The organism is Chelatococcus reniformis (genome assembly GCF_014640075.1).
GTDB classification, from domain to species: Bacteria; Pseudomonadota; Alphaproteobacteria; order Rhizobiales; family Beijerinckiaceae; genus Camelimonas; species Camelimonas reniformis.
Genome location: NZ_BMGG01000012.1, coordinates 68366 through 88353 on the forward strand (window position 1 = coordinate 68366; position 19988 = coordinate 88353).

At 70.2% G+C, this 19988-nt stretch carries 19 protein-coding genes; 6 read left to right on the forward strand and 13 right to left on the reverse strand.

The window, feature by feature from the left end:
* Positions 1-17: 17 nt before the first annotated feature.
* The 3 genes from IEW34_RS28120 to IEW34_RS28130 form a co-directional block, all read right to left on the reverse strand.
* The gene (locus tag IEW34_RS28120; RefSeq protein WP_188612568.1) at positions 18-503 is read right to left on the reverse strand and encodes a PaaI family thioesterase; all 486 of its coding nucleotides are present in this window, start codon (positions 501-503) and stop codon (positions 18-20) included.
* A gap of 32 nt (positions 504-535) precedes the next feature.
* Entirely contained in the window at positions 536-1462 is a 927-nt protein-coding gene (locus IEW34_RS28125; protein WP_188612569.1) for a glutathione S-transferase family protein, read from the reverse strand.
* Positions 1463-1623: 161 nt separating this feature from the next.
* Entirely contained in the window at positions 1624-2289 is a 666-nt protein-coding gene (locus tag IEW34_RS28130) for a L,D-transpeptidase (RefSeq protein ID WP_244642269.1), read from the reverse strand.
* A gap of 382 nt (positions 2290-2671) precedes the next feature.
* Between IEW34_RS28130 and IEW34_RS28135 the strand changes: the two genes are divergently transcribed.
* Positions 2672-3418 (forward strand): SDR family NAD(P)-dependent oxidoreductase, encoded by a 747-nt coding sequence (locus IEW34_RS28135; RefSeq protein ID WP_188612571.1) that lies wholly within the window; start codon positions 2672-2674, stop codon positions 3416-3418.
* Positions 3419-3550: 132 nt separating this feature from the next.
* Here the strand turns inward: IEW34_RS28135 and ada are convergent, their stop codons facing one another.
* From ada to IEW34_RS28150, 3 genes are all read right to left on the reverse strand, one after another.
* Positions 3551-4636 carry a bifunctional DNA-binding transcriptional regulator/O6-methylguanine-DNA methyltransferase Ada gene (ada, locus tag IEW34_RS28140; RefSeq protein WP_210324613.1) on the reverse strand — a complete coding sequence of 362 codons (1086 nt, stop codon included), beginning with the start codon at positions 4634-4636 and terminating at the stop codon, positions 3551-3553.
* 168 nt (positions 4637-4804) lie between these two features.
* Entirely contained in the window at positions 4805-5953 is a 1149-nt protein-coding gene (locus IEW34_RS28145; protein WP_188612572.1) for an acyl-CoA dehydrogenase family protein, read from the reverse strand.
* Between the two features lie 39 nt (positions 5954-5992).
* Positions 5993-7054, reverse strand: coding sequence for an acyl-CoA dehydrogenase family protein (locus tag IEW34_RS28150; RefSeq protein WP_188612573.1), 1062 nt, complete (start codon positions 7052-7054; stop codon positions 5993-5995).
* A 232-nt stretch (positions 7055-7286) separates the two neighbouring features.
* Between IEW34_RS28150 and IEW34_RS28155 the strand changes: the two genes are divergently transcribed.
* Positions 7287-7856 carry a PaaI family thioesterase gene (locus tag IEW34_RS28155; protein WP_188612574.1) on the forward strand — a complete coding sequence of 190 codons (570 nt, stop codon included), beginning with the start codon at positions 7287-7289 and terminating at the stop codon, positions 7854-7856.
* A 48-nt stretch (positions 7857-7904) separates the two neighbouring features.
* On the opposite strand, the gene zwf is transcribed toward IEW34_RS28155, so the two are convergent.
* The 4 genes from zwf to IEW34_RS28175 all read right to left on the reverse strand — a co-directional run bounded on the left by zwf (position 7905) and on the right by IEW34_RS28175 (position 11300).
* Positions 7905-9368 carry a glucose-6-phosphate dehydrogenase gene (zwf, locus tag IEW34_RS28160; RefSeq protein ID WP_373288341.1) on the reverse strand — a complete coding sequence of 488 codons (1464 nt, stop codon included), beginning with the start codon at positions 9366-9368 and terminating at the stop codon, positions 7905-7907.
* Positions 9369-9621: 253 nt separating this feature from the next.
* Positions 9622-10326: a hypothetical protein gene (locus IEW34_RS28165; protein WP_188612576.1), complete on the reverse strand. Its 705-nt coding sequence runs from the start codon at positions 10324-10326 to the stop codon at positions 9622-9624.
* Positions 10323-10847: a sigma-70 family RNA polymerase sigma factor gene (locus IEW34_RS28170; RefSeq protein WP_244642282.1), complete on the reverse strand. Its 525-nt coding sequence runs from the start codon at positions 10845-10847 to the stop codon at positions 10323-10325. Before IEW34_RS28170 ends, IEW34_RS28165 begins: the two co-directional genes overlap by 4 nt.
* 156 nt (positions 10848-11003) lie before the next feature.
* Positions 11004-11300, reverse strand: a complete 297-nt coding sequence (locus IEW34_RS28175) for a hypothetical protein (protein WP_188612578.1) — start codon at positions 11298-11300, stop codon at positions 11004-11006.
* A 204-nt stretch (positions 11301-11504) separates the two neighbouring features.
* Here IEW34_RS28175 and IEW34_RS28180 point away from each other — a divergent pair, with 204 nt between their 5' ends.
* Both IEW34_RS28180 and IEW34_RS28185 read left to right on the forward strand, forming a co-directional pair.
* The gene (locus tag IEW34_RS28180; RefSeq protein ID WP_188612579.1) at positions 11505-13541 is read left to right on the forward strand and encodes a S8 family peptidase; all 2037 of its coding nucleotides are present in this window, start codon (positions 11505-11507) and stop codon (positions 13539-13541) included.
* A 231-nt stretch (positions 13542-13772) separates the two neighbouring features.
* Entirely contained in the window at positions 13773-14570 is a 798-nt protein-coding gene (locus IEW34_RS28185; RefSeq protein WP_194446532.1) for a hypothetical protein, read from the forward strand.
* A 73-nt stretch (positions 14571-14643) separates the two neighbouring features.
* Here the strand turns inward: IEW34_RS28185 and IEW34_RS28190 are convergent, their stop codons facing one another.
* Together IEW34_RS28190 and IEW34_RS28195 are read right to left on the reverse strand one after the other, a co-directional pair.
* Positions 14644-16200 carry an acyl-CoA carboxylase subunit beta gene (locus IEW34_RS28190; RefSeq protein ID WP_188612581.1) on the reverse strand — a complete coding sequence of 519 codons (1557 nt, stop codon included), beginning with the start codon at positions 16198-16200 and terminating at the stop codon, positions 14644-14646.
* Positions 16201-16240: 40 nt separating this feature from the next.
* Complete coding sequence (locus tag IEW34_RS28195; protein ID WP_188612582.1) at positions 16241-17083, reverse strand: IclR family transcriptional regulator; 843 nt, start codon at positions 17081-17083, stop codon at positions 16241-16243.
* Between the two features lie 249 nt (positions 17084-17332).
* On the opposite strand from IEW34_RS28195, the gene IEW34_RS28200 reads away from it, so the two are divergent.
* Positions 17333-18349, forward strand: a complete 1017-nt coding sequence (locus IEW34_RS28200) for an NADP-dependent oxidoreductase (protein ID WP_188612583.1) — start codon at positions 17333-17335, stop codon at positions 18347-18349.
* A 62-nt stretch (positions 18350-18411) separates the two neighbouring features.
* Positions 18412-19185 (forward strand): SDR family NAD(P)-dependent oxidoreductase, encoded by a 774-nt coding sequence (locus IEW34_RS28205; RefSeq protein WP_188612584.1) that lies wholly within the window; start codon positions 18412-18414, stop codon positions 19183-19185.
* A 136-nt stretch (positions 19186-19321) separates the two neighbouring features.
* Here IEW34_RS28205 and IEW34_RS28210 read toward each other — a convergent pair whose 3' ends face one another.
* Positions 19322-19966, reverse strand: a complete 645-nt coding sequence (locus IEW34_RS28210) for a 2-hydroxychromene-2-carboxylate isomerase (RefSeq protein WP_188612585.1) — start codon at positions 19964-19966, stop codon at positions 19322-19324.
* Positions 19967-19988: the final 22 nt, after the last annotated feature.

Below are 19988 nucleotides of genomic sequence, written 5' to 3' on the forward strand. Positions count from 1 at the left end.
CCCCTCGGCCGATACCCTCAATCGAGGCGCAGGCGCATCGCCGCCTCGAGCTCCGGTGTCGCCTTGGCCATCTTGAAGCTGCCGCTCGCCCGCAACACGGGCGCTTGGTCGGCGGTGATCAGACATTGCGTGAACACGAAGCCCTCAGTGACCTTGACGATGTCGGTGCGGCCTGCGAGCCAGGCGCCGCGCGGGGCGCCGCCCAGAAAGTCCGCGGCGAGGCCCACCGTCGGCTGGAAGCCGGAAAGCCCGCCCTGGTGCTTGGCGGCGATCGCCATCTGAATGTCGGCGAAGGTCAGCAGCATCCCGCCGTGGCAGACGCCGGCGATGTTGCAGTGCTTGGGCTCGATGCGGAAGCCGAGGCTGAGATGGCCGTCTTTGATCCTGACGTGGAACGGCCCGGTCAGGGTCAGGAAATCCTGACCGTTGCCGATCCTGAACGGCACGAAGCCCAGGGGTGGAGCGTGACGGAGGTCGTCGTCGGAAGCCGAAACAGCGGACATTGCCCGGCCGATACCTGCGGCGCGCCCTCCGGTCAACTCGCCCGCTTCACGATGAAGCCGGCCCGCGGGAAGTGGACGGTGACCTCGCCGACATGGCCCTCCCGCCGCCGGATGGCCACGTGGTGCGGCGAAGCCGAGACCAGCTCCCCTTCGATCGGATCGCGGCCGTAGTCGTCGGCCGCAACGACGACCCGGTCGCCGACTGCGAGACCGTTCGGCTCGCCGGCGCAGCCGGGCCGCTCGGTGGAGGAGCTCTGCCTCGCGATGGCCAACGCCGCCTCGCGGTCGGTCTTGTGGCGCGTGCCATGGCCAATGGCCTTGACCCGCTGCTCCCAGGCCAGGACGCGGGTGAAGCCGTCGAGGCTGCGGCCGCACGCCTCGGGCCCCCAGCGCAGGAAGGCGAGATTATGGTAGACGCTGGCATCGGCGAGCCCGGGCTTCGCGCCTGTGAGGAACGGCCTCCCGTCGGCGAGCTGGGCCTCCACGAGATCCCAATGAGCGCGCAGCTGCTCCGTCATGGCCGGCACGGCCCGGCGCATCGCGGCGGCGTCGAAGCGGCCCGACAGCTTCTCGCGATCCTTCACGAAGGCCTCGTCGATCTCCGAGCCGTCGCCGAAGCGGATGACCACGACGGCATTGAAGATCGCTTTGTCGGACCACGCGGCCAGCCCATAGGCGAGGCCGTGGTCGCCCGCGGGAAACAGGGTCGGCGACGGATGGCGCCGTTCGAGCTCGCGGACGATGACGGCGCTGTCGCAGTAGATGTCGGCGCCGATCTGCATCACCGGGATGCGGCGGTAGCCGCCGGTGAGCGCCACCAGCTCCGGCTTCGGCATGATGACCGGCTGGCGGCAGGCATGCCACTCGAGCCCCTTGATGCCCAGCACCACCCGCACCTTCTCGGAGAAGGGGGAGATATCGTACTGGTGCAGGATGATGCTGTCGCTGCTCAGCGCCATGGACGTCGCCTCCCCTCGCTCGTCTTTGATCCGGGCACGCCTTCCCGTCAGAAGGCCTCACCTGACGGGGCTGCCCCAGGCTGCTTGTCGGTCCATAGGGGCCGAAAGCCAAGCCCGGAATCGGACGGCGCGGCCGGTTTTCGAGGCGTCGGCGCCACGGTTCAGGCCTCGCCGCCGCGGGACGGCAGCACCACCACCCGGGTGCCAAGCGGCGTGCCGTTGTAGAGATTGATGACGTCCTGGTTGAGCATGCGGATACAGCCGCTGGACAGCGACTGGCCGATGGTCCACGGCTCGTTGGTTCCGTGGATGCGATAGAGGGTATCGCGGCCGTTCTGATAGAGGTACATGGCGCGCGCCCCGAGGGGGTTTTCGGGACCGCCGGGCATCCCCTTGGCCCACGGCGCGGCCTTGGGATCGCGCGCCACCATCTCGGCCGGCGGCGTCCACACCGGCCACGCCGCCTTGCGCTGGATGGTCGCGGCGCCGCTCCAGCCGAAGCCCTCGCGCCCGACGCCGACGCCGTAGCGGATGGCCCGTCCGCCGGCGCGGACGAGGTACAGATAGTGATGGCCGGGATCGATGATGATGGTGCCCGGCTGTTCCGACGTGGGATAGGCCACCTCGCGCCGCAGAAACGCGGGATCGATCTGGCTGAGGTCGATGGCTGCGATCGGGAACCGGTCGTCGTCGATCGCCGCATACATGGACGCGTAATAGGGATCGGTGACGGGGATGGACGCCGTCATGTCCGGCGCGCCCATGCGGTTCGTGCAGGCGGCGAGCGCCAACGGCGTTCCGGCGATGAAGAGGCGGCGGGTGAGCATCGGGGGCCTCGGCAAACTCCGGGCCATGCTGGCGCACAACCCTTTACGAATCGTCTCCCGACGCCAGGCGGCGGGTGCGAAGGTGGGCGCGATAGCCTTCGTTTGCGGCAAGAAGGGGATCACCGCCGCGGTGAGGCTTTGCGCCACCCGCATGACCTAACGGCAGCGCGACGCCTCAGGTTCCCGCCCAGCGCTCGCGTGCGCCACACACGCGCCCCCGGAGGAGAGGCCGGTTGTTGGTCGCGAACGGATGAATTCAAGCAACGCAAAGCTCGCTGGATCATAGAGTAACTTACGTTATTGTCCGGCTCACAACGAAGCAGGGGGAGGAAACGACGATGCGCTGCCCATCCCGCGCCGTGTCACAACGGCGTGTCGATCCATGATCGATCTGTCGCATAAGACCGCGCTGGTCACCGGGGCGTCGCGGGGCATCGGCCGTGCAGCCGCCCTCGCTCTTGCGCGCGCCGGCGCGCGGGTGCTGGTGCACTACGCCCAGGCGGCGCCGGAGGCCGACCGCGTGGTGGGAGAGATCCGCGCGGGAGGCGGCGAGGCCCACGCGGTCGCGATGGATCTGGCGGCACCGGACGGCCCCCATGCGCTCGCCGCCCGCGTCGGCGCCATCGCCGGCGAACGGCTCGACATCCTCGTTGCCAACGCGGGCGTGGCCAAGGCGATGAGCCTGGAGGAGACAACGGTCGCGGATTTCGACGCGCTATTCGCCCTGAACGTGCGCGCGCCCTTCTTCCTCGTGCAGCAGCTTCTGCCGATGCTCGCCGACGGTAGCAGCGTCGTCTTGACGGGCTCGCTCGGAGCGCGCGCCTATTTCCCCAAGCTCGCGGCCTATGGGGCCACGAAGGGCGCGATCCACACGCTGGTGACCTATCTGGCCGCGGAACTCGGCGCACGCGGCATCCGTGTCAACGCGGTCGCCCCCGGGGTGATCGAGACCGACATGGCGCAAACCCCCAGGTCCGAGGCCGGACGGCGATTCCTGCTGGGCATGCAGGCGCTGCAGCGCATCGGCCAGCCCGCCGACGTGGGCGACGTCATTGCCTTTCTCGCGTCCGACGCGTCCCGCTGGATCACGGGCGCAACCCTGCCCGTCGACGGCGGCTCCAAGCTCTGAGGGCTGCACGGCTCCGCGGCGGCGGCGCAGACGCGCCGCCGCCGGAGGGCTTGGACCGTCGCGACGCGAAGGGGACACCGGTGGAGGGATGAGGCTCCCATCCCATCGGAGCTCCCGCCGCTCCCGATAATCTCAGGCCGCCTCACGCTTCAGCAGGGCCGACTTGCGCTCGGCGCCCCAGCGATAGCCCGACAGCGCGCCATCTGTGCGGATCACCCGGTGGCAGGGGATGGCGACCGCGACCGGATTGGCGGCGCAGGCACCGGCCACGGCGCGCACGGCCGCAGGAGCGCCGATCGCCCGGGCGATCTCCGCATAGGTCGTCGTCGCGCCGGCCGGCACCCGCCGCAGCGCGTCCCACACCCGCTTCTGGAAGGCCGTGCCGCGCACATCCAGCGGCAGGTCGAGACCGAGGGCCGGCGCCTCGACGAAGCCGACGACACGGGCCACCAAGGCCTCGAAGGCGGCATCGCCGCCGATGAACGCGGCCCGCGGGAAGCGATCCTGGAGATCGCGCACCAGGTCGTCCGGCTCGTCGCCCAGCAGGATGGCGCAAACTCCCGCCGCGGTGGCGGCGACGAGGATCGAGCCGAGCGAACATTCGCCCACGGCGAAGCGGATCTCCTCGCCGGTGCCACCTGCACGGAAGCGTGTCGGCGTCATGCCGAGCATGGCGGCGGAGCTGGCATAGAAGCGGCCGTTGGAGTTGAAGCCGGCGTCGTAGATCGCCTCCGTGACGGTGGCGCTGGCGGGCAGCACCGCCCGCACCCGGTCGGCCCGGTGGGCGGCCGCGTAAGCCTTCGGCGTCACCCCGGTGACGGCCTTGAACACCCGGTGGAAGTGAAAGCGGCTCATGCCCACGGACGCGGCCAGCCGGTCGAGCACCGGCTCGTCCTCGGCCTCGGCGATGAGCCGGCACGCCCTGGCGACCGCCTCCGCCTGCCGCTCGGCCCGCGCCGGCTCGTTCGGCCGGCAGCGCTTGCAAGCCCGGAAGCCGGCCGCTTCCGCCGCCTCGCACGAGCGATGAAAGGCGACGTTCTCGCGGCGCGCCAGCCGGGCCGCGCACGACGGCCGGCAATAGACGCCGGTGGTCCTCACCGAATAGAAGAACACGTCGTCCGCGGCTACGCTGCGCCCGACCACCGCCGCCCAGCGGTCGTTGTCGGTGGCGAAGGGGCCCTGCGGCCGCTCCATGGTCATGATCGATGCCTGGGGCATGGACAGCTCCTGTCGTCATATGGGAGCCGGCCGCTCGCCCTGCGAGCGGGACGGCTCATGTGACGATGACGATGGAGCAAGCCGGCCGTCCTCGCACTCCGGCCCTTGCTCGGCAATCGGAGCCGGCCCGGCGGCGGCTGATGTGAGGCGTCCGCCGGCGCCGATCGATCAGCGCAGGCCCAGGCCGCGGGCGATCATGCCACGCAGGATCTCGCGGGTGCCGCCGCGCAGCGAAAACGATGGGGCGTTGAGCACGGTATGGGCAAGGACGGCGACGAAGTCGCTGGTCGACCGGGTATCGGGCTCGGCCGCGATGAGCCCGCGGGCGATTTCCGGGATCTCCTGTTCGATGAGCGCGCCCAGGTCCTTGACCACCGCGGCCTGGACGGCTGGGTCGGCGCCCGCCTGCAGCATGCCCGCCACCGAGCGCGACAGGCGCCGCAGCGTCACGAAATGGGCGACGAGGCGGCCGATGGCGATGGTCGCCTGCGGCGAGGGATTGGGGCCGAGCGCCCGCAACAGCTCCACCACCAGGGTGAACGACGACAGGAAGCGTTCCGGTCCGCTGCGCTCCAGCGCCAGCTCGCTCGTCACCTGGGCCCAGCCGCCGCCGACCTCGCCGAGCACCGCATCGTCCGGCAGGAAGGTGTCCTTGAACACCACCTCGTTGAAATGGTGCTGGCCGGCGATGTCGATGATCGGATTGATCTCCACGTCGGCGGCCTTGAGGTCGACCAGGAACTGGCTCAGGCCGGCGTGGCGGTTGGCCGTCACCTCGCCGGTGCGGCACAGCAGGATCATGTAGTGGGCGCGGTGGGCGTTAGTGGTCCACACCTTGGTGCCGTTGACCACGAAGCCGCCCTGCACCTTGGTGGCTTTGGTGCGCACCGACGCGAGGTCGGAGCCGCTGTCGGGCTCGCTCATGCCGATGCAGAAGAAGCATTCGCCGGCGGCGATGCGCGGCAGCACCTCGTCCTTCTGCTTGTCGGTGCCCACCTTCATGATGAGCGGGCCGCTCTGGCGGTCGGCGATCCAATGGGCCCCGACCGGCGCGCCTGCGGCCAGCATCTCCTCCAGCACCACGTAGCGCTCGAGCGCGGAGCGCTCGTGGCCGCCGTAGCGCTTGGGCCACGTCATCGCGACCCAGCCGCGATCGCCCAACTTGCGGCTGAACTCCGCGTCGAAGCCGTTCCACGAATCGGCGCGCTCGAACGGCGGCCGGTCGGCGAGTTCCTGGGCCAGGAACGCGCGCACCTCGGCGCGCACGCGCTCGGCGGCCTCGGAGGCGGGCGGCGGGGCGAAGCTGAAGGCATCCATCGTGATGCTCCCTGAAAGCTCGAAGGTGAGGCGCGCGATTCAGGCGGCGGCGGTGATCATCGCCCAGAGCCCGTCGGCCCCGGCCGCCACCGCGCGCTCGCCCAGCCGCTGCTGCCAGAAGGCGTCGTTGCCGAACTCGTCGCGCCAGGACCACAGGCGCTGGGTGGAGACGTGCAGCGCGTGCTCACGGGTGAAGCCGATGGCGCCGTGCACCTGGTGGGCGATGTTGCAGGCGATGCTCGCGGCCTCGCCGGCGCGGGCCTTGGCGGCGCCGATGGCGAGCGAGGACAGGTCGTGCCCCGCCGCTTCGATGGCGGCGTCGGCGCCCGCGGCCGCCGCGGCGGCCTGGGTGGCGATGATGGCCAGGTTTTGCTGGATCACCTGCAGCTTGGCCAGCGGCTTGCCGAACTGCACCCGGTCCTGAGCGTACTGGACGCTGAGGGCCAGCACGGTTTGCAGTGCCCCGGCCATCTGGGCGCTGCGCGCCGCCGCGCCGAGCGCCCAGGCTTCGTCGCGGCCGACCGGAGAGGCGGCTGCCACCTCCACAGCCGCCCCGTCGAAGGCGACGTCGTCGCGCGGCTCGCCGGCGAGGTTGGCAGCGGGCGACACGGCTCCGCCGGCGGGCCTCGCCAGGGCCAGCACCGGCCCCGCGCTGCCGTCGGCGATGACCACGATGCCGCCGCTCGCCGCCCGCGCCCAGGGCACGCGCGTCACGCGGCCGGCGAGGCGCGGCCCCTCGGCCCCATCGCTGAAGCGAATCACTTCCCCCGCGCGCGGCACGGCGAGCGCCAGCGGCTCGTCCGGCACGGCGATACCCACCCGCCCGAGCAGCCAGCCGGCGAGCAGCGTTTCGGCCAGCGGCCCGGGCGCCCCATGGCGTCCGGCCGGCACCAGCAGGGCGAGCGCGTCGGCGAGATCCGCGCCGCTGCCGCCCGCATCCTCCGCCACCGCCGCCTTGGTGAGGCCGGCATCGACCATCGCCGCCCACAACCCGGCCGGCAGCTCACCGGTCGCGGCCGCCTCGCGCAGCAGAGCCGGGGTGCAATGGTCCCGCAACAGCCGCTCGGCCGTCTCGACGAACATGTCGCGCATTTCGCTCATGGACGTTTCTCCGCCATCGCCAGCCGCCCGTAAGGGACGTGTTGCTGCCCTATTGGGACGGTCCGGCGCAGAAATCCACCTTTTTTGCAACGCGTTTCGAACTTCGCGGGCGCCGTCGCAAAAATCATTTCCGCGTCGGGACCAGGTCGTGAGACAAGGCGGCCGATAGCGAACCGGGAGCGAACACAGCGATGATCGAGCGGCGCGGGCGGGGGCCCGGGAGGCCACAGCCATGAGCCTGAAGAACGAGCCCTATGCGCTCGCCGTGGAGATCGTCGAGGAGGCGGCGCCCGACGGTCTGGGCTGGAGCGTCCGCGACGGCGGCGGCGTGCTCGCCCGCTTCCAGAGCGAGGCGTTGGCGCGCGCCTGCGTCGACCAGCTGGAATCGGCCGAGCTGGCGGCCGCGAGCCGCCCCCCGGGCGACGGCTGGGAAGAGATCCAGACCCGCGGCTTCACCCGGCACACCGGGCCGATGTGGTTCCGGGTCACCGACGAGGGGCCGGTGTTCGGCTTCGTCGCGCTGCCCAAGCACCGCAACCGCCGCGGCATCATCCACGGCGGCATGCTGATGACCTTCGCCGACCGGGTGCTCGGCATGCACATCGCCATGGTCGGCGACGACAGTCCGCACGCGACGATCCACCTCGACACCCACTTCATCAGCTCGGTCAAGGTCGGTGAGTTCGTCGAGGCGCGCTGCGAGATCGTGCGCCGCACGCGGTCGATGGTGTTCGTGGCGGCCACCCTCACCGTCGGCGACCGCGTTATCGCCCGGGCCCAGGGCATCTGGAAGCTGTTGTAATCCCGATGGAGCGCATGCGCGCGGGCTCCTTGAGCTCCGCGACAGACGTCAGCTTCCGACGCTGTTGGGGTCCCGCCAGGCGCGCTCGAAGGGCAGGCGCCAGGCGTGCGGCGCGATGAGCTGGTGGATCGACTTGGGCCCCCACGAACCCGTCGGATAGAGCCGGACCGGCGGGGGCGCCTGCAGCACCGGCGTCGAGACCTCCCAGAGGCGCTCGATGCCCTCGGCGGTGGTGAACAGCGTGTGATCGCCGCGCATGGCGTCGAGGATCAGCCGCTCATAAGCCTCCAGCACGTCCCCGATCATGCCGGTATCGTGCATGGCGAACTGCATGCTCAGCTTGTCGAGCCGCATGCCGGGGCCGGGGCGCTTGCCGTAGAACGACAGCGACATCTTCGAGGCGTCGGCGAGGTCGAAGGTCAGGTGATCCGGCCCCTGCGCGCCGACGCCGGAGCCTTGCGGAAACATGCTCTTGGGGGGCTCGCGGAAGGCGATGGAGATGATGCGCTGACCCTCCGCCAGGCGCTTGCCGGTGCGCAGGAAGAAGGGCACGCCGGCCCAGCGCCAGTTGTCGATGAAGCACTTGAGGGCGATGAAGGTCTCGGTGTCGGATTCGGGCTCGACGCCCTCCTCGGAACGGTAGCCGACATACTGTCCGCGGACCACGTCCTTCGGGTCGAGCGGCACCATGCTGCGGAAGACCTTGTTCTTCTCCTCGCTGATCGGCGCCGGCGCCAGCGCCGTCGGCGGCTCCATGGCCATGAAGCCGAGGATCTGGAACAGGTGGGTCACCACCATGTCGCGGTAGGCGCCGGTGGCCTCGTAGAAGGCGGAGCGCTTGCCCAGGCCGAGCGTCTCGGGCACGTCGATCTGCACGTGGTCGATGAAGTTGCGGTTCCAGATCGGCTCGAACAGCCCGTTGCCGAAGCGGAAGGCGAGGATGTTCTGGGCCGGCTCCTTGCCGAGAAAATGGTCGATGCGGAAAATTTGCCGCTCGGAGAACACCTCGTGCAGCTTGGTGTTCAGCGCCACGGCACTCTCCAGGTCGGTGCCGAACGGCTTCTCCATGATGATCTGCGAGCCCTCGACGAGACCGGCCTCGGCGAGCATCCGCACGGCCGAGAGCGCCGCGGCCGGCGGCACGCTGAGGTAGTGCAGCCGGCGGCAGCCCTCGCCCAACGCCTGTTCCGCCCGCTCGACCGCCGCCCTCAGGGCGCCGGCGCCCTGGGCCAGGGGAACATAGTCGAGGGTCTCGGCGAAGGCCGCCCAATCGGCCTCGTCGATCTTGCGCGTCGAGAACTGGTCGACCGCCTCGCGGGCGAACTGCCGGAACCCCGCGGTATCGAGTTCGTCGAGCGAAACGCCGATGATCCGGCAGCCCGGGATGAAGCCGACGCCGGTGATGTGGAACAACCCCGGCAACAGCTTGCGCCGCGACAGATCGCCGGTGGCGCCGAAGAGCACGACGACCTGAGGTCGCTTGGGCCCGACTCCGGGAGGTATCTTGCGCACGATTCCGACCCCCATCCCATCGTTGACGGCGCCCTTGGACGCCGGCCGTGTTGCGGCACGCCCGGCCCCGCAAACGAACGTCGCAAAACCAGGGCCAAGGCCGCAATGGCCAAACGCCTGCAGCATCGGCCTGGCCCACCCAGAGTAGACGACGGCGACATCAGTGTGACGTTCCCGCCCCACCGGTGCCGCGGAAGGCCCCACCACCTGCCTCGCCCGCTTGCGCGGCAAGGAATTCGTGCCGTCAACCGGCTCAGCGGCCGGCCGCCTCCGGCAGGGCCACGCGGATCAGGCCGCTCTGGCTGCGCAGCACCGCCAGGCGCGCCTCCAGCACGTCGCGCGCCAGCACCGTGTCGGCGATCCGCACCCGGTAGATGCCGCCGGGCTTGGGCCCATCGACGATGGCGGCCTTGGCCGCGCCGAGGAACGCCGTGACGTCGGCCGTCGTCGCCGTCGGGGCGAACGCCACGAGCACGTAGGTGCCGGGCGTCTCGACCCCGCCGCTCGATGCGGTCTCAAAGCCCGGTCCGGCCTGCTGTTCGGCAATGAAGCTGCCGATAACGCCGGCCTGCAGCAGAAAGACGATGCAGAGGCCCGCCGCCGTCCAGGCGAGCGTCCGTGGCGACAGGGCGGCAATCGCCGCGGCCAGCCACTCGACCGCGCTGCGCCGCGGCACCGTCGCCGCGGCCCGCGGCGACGCCCACTCACGCTCGTCGGCATCGATGCGAGCGAACAGATCGTCGCGCAGCCGGGCCGGCGGAGCGGCGATGGCCTCGTTCGACAGGACGGTCTCGGCCTGCTCCTGGCGCACCAGGTCGAGGCGGCGGCGCAGCTCGGCGTCGCCGGCAAGAGCCCGCCGCACGCGCTCGGCATCGGCCGGCCCAAGGCGGCCTGTGGCGTACCAGGGCAGCAGCAGCTCGATGTCGCTCTGGCCGCTCGGCGGCTCGGTCATGCTCATGGCCATCCCCTGTCGATGCCGGCGGCGGCGAGGAGGTCGGAGAGGCGCTTGCGCGCATGGAACACGCGCGTCTTCACCGTATTCTCGGGGATCCCAAGGATCTGCGCCACCTCGTCGAGGCTTTGTTCGTGGTAGTAGACCAAGTCGATCACCTCCCGGTGGATCGGTGGCAAACGGTCGAGGCACTGGCGCATCACCGCCGCCTTGTCCGCCTTCTGGAGCGTCACCTCCGGATCGTCGGCGTCGTCCGCGATCGCTTCCGCCGCCTCCGGCTCCAGCGCGTCGGTGGTTCGCCGCCGCAGCTGCGACAAGGCCTTGAAACGGGCGATCGACAGCAGCCAGGTGGTCACGCTGGCACGCGCCTCGTAGCGGTTCGCCTGCTGCCAGACATCGAAGAAGACGTCGCCGATGACGTCTTCAGCAGCCGTATCGCTGCGCAGCAGGCGCACGAGAAAGCGGTGCACGCGCACGTGGTGGCGCCCGTAGAACACCTTCATCGCCATCCGCTCGCCCGCCGCCATCCGGCGGATGAGATCCTCGTCGGATGTGCCGCTCACAGCCCCCGCCAAAGCGCGCCCCGCATGCTGAGGCGCCGCGACCCGGTGGATCACGGCGCCCTCGATCGACCGCGGTCACGTTCCCGTTGCGCGCCGCGGCGGTCAAGTACCGCCCGGGCCTCAGCAGCGCCGGCGGACGACGATATCGCCGTCCTCGTCGATGAAGCGCTTGACGACGCAGGCGTAGCCGTAGGCGACGTAGCGCGGCCCGTAGGCGTAGCGGAAGCCACCGCCCCAGCGCGGGCCGTGGCTGCCGAAATGGCCGCCGCCGAAGTGACCCTTGCTGAAGCCTCCCTTGCCGAAGCCGCCGCCATGGCCCCCGAAGGCGGAGGCGCTGGTCGGGGCCAGGCTCAGGCTGGTTGCGACGAGGCCGAGGCCAGCGGCGATGACGAGCTTGCGCATGATCTTGTGAGACATCGGACTGATCCTTCGAGAGGGGGTTGCCCGCTGCATCCCCGCTATCCGTTGGTCGCAACGCCGGCCCGTCCGGTTTACGGCCCGCCTCGCTTTTTTATCGCCAGCGTGTGCCCGCCCGCACCGCGGGCTTCCGGCAGGCCCGCCACACTGGCGAAACGAGGCCTCGCGCCAGCTCCGCGACGAGGCCGCCGGAGGAGCGTGCCCATGCCTATCCACACCTCCATGGCCGACGGCGGTCGGCCGATGGCGCACCGAGCCTTTCTGAGCACGATCTGCCTGGCCTTCATCGGCGCCGTCGGCATCGGCGATGCGCAGGCCCAGCCTCGCTTCGATCCGTATGGCATGCAGGGAGGCGGCCGCTTTCCCGCCAGCCATCCCGGACGTGTCGGGCATGGGCCGGGACGCCCCTATCCCGGCCCGGTCGCCGGCCGGCCCGGCCGCCCTTATCCCGGCCCCATTGCCGGTCCATGGCCCAGCCGGCCCTATCCCGGTCCCGTCGTCGGACGCTGGCCTGGGCGGCCCTACCCCCGGCCCTTCCCGAGCGATCCGCGCCCCTATCCCGCTCCGGTCGTGGTCGATATGGGCGCGGACGAGGACGAGGTGGTCCGGCCGCGCCCGCGGCCGCGGCCAAGGCCCGCGGTGGTCATGGTCGATCGGCCGGCGCCCCCGCGCAAGCCGGTCAAGGCGAGGCCGGCACGCCCACCGGTAGAGGTCGACGAGCCGGAACCCGTGAAGGCCGCCAGGCCGCGACCCAGGCAGGAGCCGGTCGAAGTGGCCAAGCCGCGGCCCAGGCAGGAGCCGGCCAGGGCCGCGAGGCCCGAGCCTGCGGCGCGCATCGTCAGGGCGCAGCGCGCCGTGCCGCCGCCACCGCCCGCATCCGTCGCCACCGCGCCCCGCGCCGTCAGCGGCGTGCCGGCCGGCGACGAGCGGCGCTACGTGCCGGGCGAGGTGCTGTTCACGACGCGCCATGCGGCGACCGGCGCCGGCATCGCGCGGAACCTGCGGCTCACCCTGGTGTCGTCGGCGCCGGTCGCGCTGATCGGCGCGCAGATGCACCGCTACCGCACCGGCGACCGCCGCGACGTCGCGGCCGTGGTGCGGGCCCTCGAGCGCGACGGCCGCGTGATCGCCGCGCAGCCGAACTATGTCTTCACCCTCGCGGCGGCACAGACCGGCGCGCCGCTGCTCGCCCCGGCGCAGTACGCGGTCAGCAAGATCCACGCCGCTGAGGCGCACGTGGTGGCGCTCGGTGAGCGGGCCCGCGTCGCCATCATCGATTCGGGCATCGACACCGCGCACAAGGAGCTCAGGGGCGCCGTCGCCGACAGCCTGGACGGGATCGGCGGGCCGGCGGAGCCGCACGCCCACGGCACGGCCGTCGCCGGCATCGTCGGCGCTCGCGCCGACCTGATGGGCGTCGCGCCCCGCGCCGAGATCCTCGCCATCCGGGCCTTCGCGGCAACGGCCACCAAGCCGGGCGCCCAGGGGACGACGGCGCATGTCGTCGTCGCCCTCGACTGGGCCCACGCCAAGGCGGCCCGCATCGTCAACATGAGCTTCGGCGGTCCGGCCGACCCGCTGCTGTCGCAGACCATCGCGGCCGCCCACGCCAAGGGCATGATCCTCATCGCCGCAGCCGGCAACGAGGGCCCGACGGCAAAGCCCGTGTACCCGGCGGCCGAGCCAGGCGTCATCGCCGTGACGGCGACCGACGCGGACGATCGGCGCCTCCCGGTGGCCAACCGCGGCGCCCATGTGGCTCTCGCGGCCCCCGGTGCGGAGATCCTGGTGGCGGCGCCGGCGGGCGCCTACGCCTACAGCTCCGGCACGTCCATGGCCGCCGCGCACGTGAGCGGCGTCGCGGCCCTGCTGGTGAGCGAGCGGCCCGAACTGTCCGCCGGCGCCGTCGGCGAGATTCTGCGCCGCACGGCCAGGGACCTGGGCTCGCCGGGCCGCGACGACGATTTCGGTGCCGGGCTGAGCGACGCCAGGGCCGCCGTCGCGGCGGCGGCCGAGGGGGAGGGCCAGCGCCCGCTCGAAGCCGGCAAGGCCGCAGAGACCGATACCGGTAAGGGCTCGATCCTGCCGGACGGATGGGAAGGGAGCGAAGTGACCGCCGCCACGTCGCCGAAGGCCGAGGCCATTAAGGAGCAGCCCTTGTTCGCTCACGACGGCGGTATGATCGGCGTGACCCCGGCCTTGCTGGCCGCCAAGTCGACGGTGGCCGAGGCGACACCTTAGAGCGTTTTCGAGCGAAGTGGACGCCGGTTCGCGTTAAGAAAACGCGATAAATCAAACGGATATGGTATTTCGGCGATTCGAAGAAACGCGGAAATACTCTAGCGGGCCAGCACTGAGCAGCGTGCCTGCTCCAACTCGCGGACAAGCGCGGCCGTGAAGACACACACGCAGGAAGCTTCAGGGAGCGTAAGCGCCGCCCTTTCCACTGCACCGTCTCAGGTGCGAAACTGGATGCAGGAAAATCGGGGGCGAAAAGATTCGATGCTACTTCGCGGGTCCAAGCTCGCCGCGTTTGCGATCGCTCTGTCCATGTCCGCGGGATACGCCGAGCCGACTCGGGCCCTGGACAATCGGCAGGCGCAGCTCTCCAAGGCGCTCAAGACAAAGGACTACGCGCAACTGCAACGATTGGTGCTCAGCGCTGCGACCCCAGCCGACGTCAAGACGGATCTCGACTGGCTCCGAGATCAGATGTTCGGGGGCGCATCGAGCGCCGTCGCCATGTGGTATGCTGCACGGCTGTGGGGCGTGGCAGCGCCCCTGCCGGCCGGCCCCGGAGATGAATTGCGCCAAGCCGCAGCCGCGGCTGCGCTGTACACCTATGCAGCCATACGCATCGACGGCACGCGCTGCGCTGACGTTTCGGCCCCCACCGGACGCCGGGAAACGGTGCTGGCGGTATTTCGCCCGATTTGGGCGTTCGTCGGCACGCTGTCGCCGGAGAAGCGCGCCCGTTTGGTCGATACCGCGGTCAAGCTCGATCGTGTGACGGCAGCGAGGCGGACACGCGAGGGGGATGATGCCTTTCTCTGCCGGGATGGCTTAGACGAAATCGCGTACAATCTGAAGCGTGGCACCAGCAAAGCGGTGCCGACCCCTTTGGGGGGCGTGGGGCGGACGATCGCAACCGGGGGCGACGGCACGTACAAACCTCGTGTGGTGGCCGAGAAGAGCTGGAAGCCCAAGGCAGCTCAACTGCGGGCGGAATTGCCGCAAACCCTCACTCTGCTTGTCAGCAGCGCCCGGTAGGGCAAGGGCCTGCGGCGGCGTGTGCCGACGGCCGCTGCGCGCCCTTTGCCCCCAAGCGGCGGCGACAGGATGGCTAAGGCCGGATCCCGAACGTGCTCTTGCCGGGCGTGAGCACCGGCTCGGCGAGGCGGGCGAACTCGCACAGCAGCGGCCGCGTCTCGCGCGGATCGATGATCTCCTCCACCCAGAAGGTCTCGGCGCTGCGGAAGGGCGAGCGCAGCTTGTTCAACCGGTCTTCGATCTCGGCGAGCTTGGCCTTGGGGTTCTCGGCACCGTCGAGGTCGGCCCGGTAGGCCGCCTCGATGCCGCCCTCGAGCGGCAGCGAGCCCCAATAGCCGGAGACCCAGGCATAGCGCATGCCGAAGCGGCCGGCCGGCTTGTGCACGGCGCCGGCGACGCCGAAGGCGTTGCGCACGATGATGGTGCACCAGGGGATGGTGGTCTGGTTCATGGCGGCCAGCGCCCGCACGCCGGCGCGGATGGTGCCGGCCTTCTCCGAATCGAGACCGATGAGGAAGCCCGGACAGTCGAGCAGGTAGACCATCGGCAGATGGAAGGTCTGGGCGGTGTCCATGAAGCGGATCGCCTTCTCGCAGGCGTCCGCCGTCCACGCGCCGCCGAAGAAGTACGGGTCGCTCGCCATCACCGCCACCGGCCGCCCTTCGAGGCGCGCGAAACCCGTGATCAGCGAGCGGCCGAACATCTTGCCCATCTCGAAGAAGCTGCCACGGTCGACCACCGCCTCGATGATCGGCCGCATCTTGTAGACCTTGCGGCGGTCGCGCGGGATCACGGTGGCAAGGCTCTCCTCGCGCCGCTCCGCATCGTCGCTCGCTTCGGCGCGCGGAGGCAGCCCGTAGACCGAGCTGGGGAGGTAGGACAGGAAGGCCCGGGCGGCTGCGAAAGCTTCCTCCTCGGTGTCGACGGCGTGGTCCACGGCGCCGCTGCGGGTCTGGATCTCCCAACCGCCGAGCTCCTGCTTGGTCAAGTCCTGGCCGAGCCGAGCGACGAGGGGGGGGCCGGCGACGAACATGGCCGAGGTCTTGGTCATCACCGAATAATGGCTGGCGGCCAGGCGCGCCGCGCCGAGCCCGGCGACCGAGCCCAGGCCCAGCCCCACCACGGGCACCTCGGCCATGTTGCCGGTCATCAGGTGGAATCCCTCGCCGCCGCCGACGCCGCCGGGGAGATTGGCCCGCCCGGTGGTCTCGATCGTCTTGACCGAGCCGCCACCGCCCGAGCCTTCGATGATGCGAATGATCGGCAGCCGGAACTCGCCCGCCATCTGCTCGGCCATCAGCGGCTTGGCGTGGATCGAGGCATCGGCGGAGCCGCCGCGCACGGTGAAGTCGTCGCCGACGACAACCACGGGACGGCCGTCGACCTTGGCCCGCCCGAACACGCAGTTGGACGGGGTGAACGCCTCCAGGTCGTTGTTGGCGTCGTAGTCGGCCTTGCCGGCAATGGCCCCGGTCTCGTGGAAGCTGCCACGATCCGCCAGCCGGTCGATGCGCTCGCGGATGGTGAGGCGGCCGCCCTCGTGCTGACGGCGGACCTTGTCCGGTCCGCCCATCTCGCGGGCCATGCCCTCCCGTCGGCGCAGTTCGTCGATCTCCGGCTGCCAATTCATCGGTTGCGGGTCCTCCAGGAAGGCGCGGGAACGGATGCCGTCAGGCGGCAAGCGAATCGGCGAGCAGGCGCACGCGCTCGCCCAGCGCCAACAGCCGCGGCGCCACCTCGCGGCGCAGGCGCTGATCGCCGTATTCGGCCGAGAGCACGGTCACGGAGAAGATGAAAGTGCGGCTGTGGGCCGGCGAAAAGACCGACAACGCCACGCCGCTGATGTGCGACTTCCAGGCCCCGCAGGACACCGCGTAGCCGTCCCGCGCAAAGGTGTCCGCATTGGCTTCGAGCCACAACCGCAGCGGCGGCGTCTCTTCCGGCGTCGCCGCCGCGATCTCCTGCAGCAGGCGCTCGCGCTCGCTGTCCGCCACGCTGAGCAGATAGCAGCGCCCGGCGGCGGTGGAGGCGAGCGGCACGCGCGAGCCGATGGTGGATTGCAGAGCGATGATTTCGTTCGTCCGCCCCGTTTCCAGAAAGACCATGTCGAGCCGGTCGCGGAGCGTCATGCCCCAGGTGCCGTTGGTCTCGGCGGCACACTCGTCCAGCCATTCGCGTATCATGGCGCGTGCTTCCAGGCCGCGCAGCAGCGTACTGCTGACGGCGAGCGCCGCATCGCCCGGCTGGTAGGCCTGGCGTCGCACGTCATAGGCGAGGTAGCCGACGCGCGTCAGCGTGTAGGTGAGCCGCGAGACGGTGGACTTGGGCAGTCCCGTTATGCTGGCGATGTCCTGGTTGCCGAGCAGGGCGTGAGCGCCGTCGAAACAGCGCATCACATCGAGGGCCCGCGCCACCACCTGGACGAAATCGCGGTCATCGGATCGAGGTCCCTCCACCGCAGGCGCGGCGCGCGCCGGGTCGAGCCGGCCAATCTTGTGCGACGGGCGTCCCACTGTTTCCCCTCCCTAGCCCTGAGCCTGATGGCTCTTTTTGGTTCCAGTGCGGAATTTAATTCCACTTGCGTCGACAGTACCGGACCGAGTTTTGGGCCGCAAGCACCGAGCCGGTAGCGCTCGGCGCAGTAAAGCACCGGCCGGGGGGACTTGAAACATGCGGTGCGACGGTTACGACGGAGACTTGCAGCTGCGCCGATCGCCCCCGGCGTCGGCCGGCCACCTGCGGCCGCCCCGGAGCCTTTGACGATGACGACGAACAAACAGTGGATTCTTCGCCGCCGCCCGACGGCCGACATCACCAGTGGGGACCTGGAGCTCGTAGAGACGCCGCTGCGGGCCATCACCGACGGCGAGGTGCTGAGCCGCAACATCTACCTGTCGCTCGATCCCACCCATCGCATCTGGATGAGCGACCGCGACCAGTATCTGCCGCCGGTCGAGCTCGGCCAGGTGATGCGCGGCGGCGTGCTGGGCGTCGTCGAGCGGTCGGCTTCGCCGAAGTTCAAGCCCGGCGATCTGGTGAAGCCGGCGGTCGGCGGCTGGGAACAGTTCACCATCGCGAAGGACCACCTGATGCGGCCGGTGCCGGACCTGCCGGGGGTGCCGCTTCCCGCGCACATGAGCGTGCTCGGCTCGACCGGGGTGACCGCCTATTTCGGCCTGATGGACATCGGCCAGCCCAAGGCGGGCGAAATGGTGGTGGTCTCGGCGGCGGCCGGCGCCGTCGGCTCCATCGCGGCCCAGATCGCCAAGCTGAAAGGCTGCCGCGTCGTCGGCATCGCCGGTGGCAAGGCCAAGTGCGACTGGCTGCGCGACGGCCTCGGCCTCGACGGGGTCATCGACTACAAGGGCGAGGACGTCGCGGCCGCCCTCGACCGCCTCTGTCCGGACGGCATCGACATCGACTTCGAGAACGTCGGGGGCGCCATCATGGACGCGGTGATCGCCCGCATGAACACCTTCGGCCGGGTGTCGCTGTGCGGCATGATTTCCACCTACAACGACGAGCGGCCGGTGCCCGGCCCCGCCGACTTCGGCCGCGTGCTGATGCACCGGCTGCTGATCAAGGGTTTCATCGTCATCGACTATTTCCCCCGCATGGCCGAGGCGATGGCCGAGCTGGTACCCTGGGTGCAGCGCGGCGAGTTGCAGTGGAAGACCCATATCGTCGACGGGCTGGAGAATGCCGCAGAGGCCGTGCAATTGCTGTTCTCCGGCGGCAACGACGGCAAGCTGCTGGTGCGCGTCTCCCCCGAGCCGTAGGCCGGCGTCTCCAATCGATGCGATCGTAAGAATCAAAAACACCAAGGGCGAGGACGACCACCATGGATCTCCAACTGAAGGACCGCGTCGTCTTCGTCGCGGGGGCGAGCCGCGGCATCGGGCGGGGCATCGTCGAGGCGTGCCTTGCCGAAGGCGCCAAGGTGGCGATGGCCTCTCGCGGTGCCGACGATCTAGCGGCCGCACGCGAGGCGCTGGCCGGCCGCTACGGCGCCGACAAGGTCTGGACCTATGCCGGCGACATGCGCCAGACGGCGGCGATCGAGGAGGCCCTGACGCGGGTCGAGGCGGAGTTCGGGCCGCTGTGGGCGAGCGTCGCCAACGTCGGCCTCTCCCCCTGCCCACCCGGCTTCGAGGTCGACGACGAGACCTGGGACGCGGGCATGATGCAAAACCTCGACTCGGCCTTCCGCCTGGGGCGCGCCTCGCTGCGGCGCATGGTGCCGCGCCAGGAGGGCGCCATCCTGATGATCAGCTCGATCGCCGGGCTCGGGGCGCTGGGCACCCCATTGACCTACGGCCCCGCCAAGGCGGCGATGAACCACCTGGCCAAGGAACTGGCGCGCATCGCCGGCACCGCGGGCGTGCGCGTCAACGCACTCGCGCCCGGCAACATCATCTTCCCCGGCGGCAGCTGGGAGGAGCGCAGCCAGGGCAGCCGCGGCGAAGCCTGGACGCGCTGGATCGAACGCGAGGTCCCCCTCAGGCGCTTCGGCCGCCCCGACGAGATCGGCAGCATGGCCGCCTACCTGGTGAGCCCACTCGCGAGCTTCGTCACCGGTGCGGTGGTCCCCGTCGATGGCGGCCAGACGCGGTAGCGAGCGGTCGACCGATCACAGCGGATCCAGTTTCAAATTGGCACGAGACGCCCACGGCGTGCCGTGTCAATTCGTTGCGACTGGCGGCAGGATCTCGGGCTACCTGAGCGCCGATTGATCCAGCGCTCCCTCTTGGTCAGGTGGTTCCACCCGCTCGGGAAGCACGTCCGGCCGGGGTGCTGTCACGCAGCACCGCGTCCCGTATGAGTGCGAGCCTGTCGTTACCGAAATACATGTCGGTGCCGTCGACGAAGAACGTCGGCGAGCCGAAGCCGCCTCGTTCCATCACTTCGGCCGTGTTGGCGCGAAGCTCGGCCTTGACGTCATCCCGGGTGATTCCGGCAAAGAAGGCAGCCTCGTCGATGCCGCCGGCACGGGCCAGGACCGTCGCGATCACCTCGTCCTTCGATATGTCCAGATCATCACCCCAGTAGGTTTCGAATGCGGCGGTGGCAAAATCGACCAGCCGGCCGGAACGCCCCAGGTAGATGCAGCCGCGCATCACCTTCACCGAGTTCACCGGGAAGACGCTCGGCGGCATCTTGATCTTGAGGCCGTAGAGGCGCGCCCAGTCCTGGAGATCCTTGTCGAGATAGCGCGCTTTCGCCGGCACCGGCTTGGCCCGCCAAGCGTAGACGCTGGGGTTCGTCGTGTTGAAGATGCCACCGACTAGGATCGGCCTGAAGGCAACCTCGACGTCGAGCTCGGCCGCGAGCTGACGCACGCCGTGGAAGGCAAGATAAGTCCAAGGACTGGAGCAATCGAAGAAGATCTCAATCATCGTGGCCTCGTCCAGCTGGCGG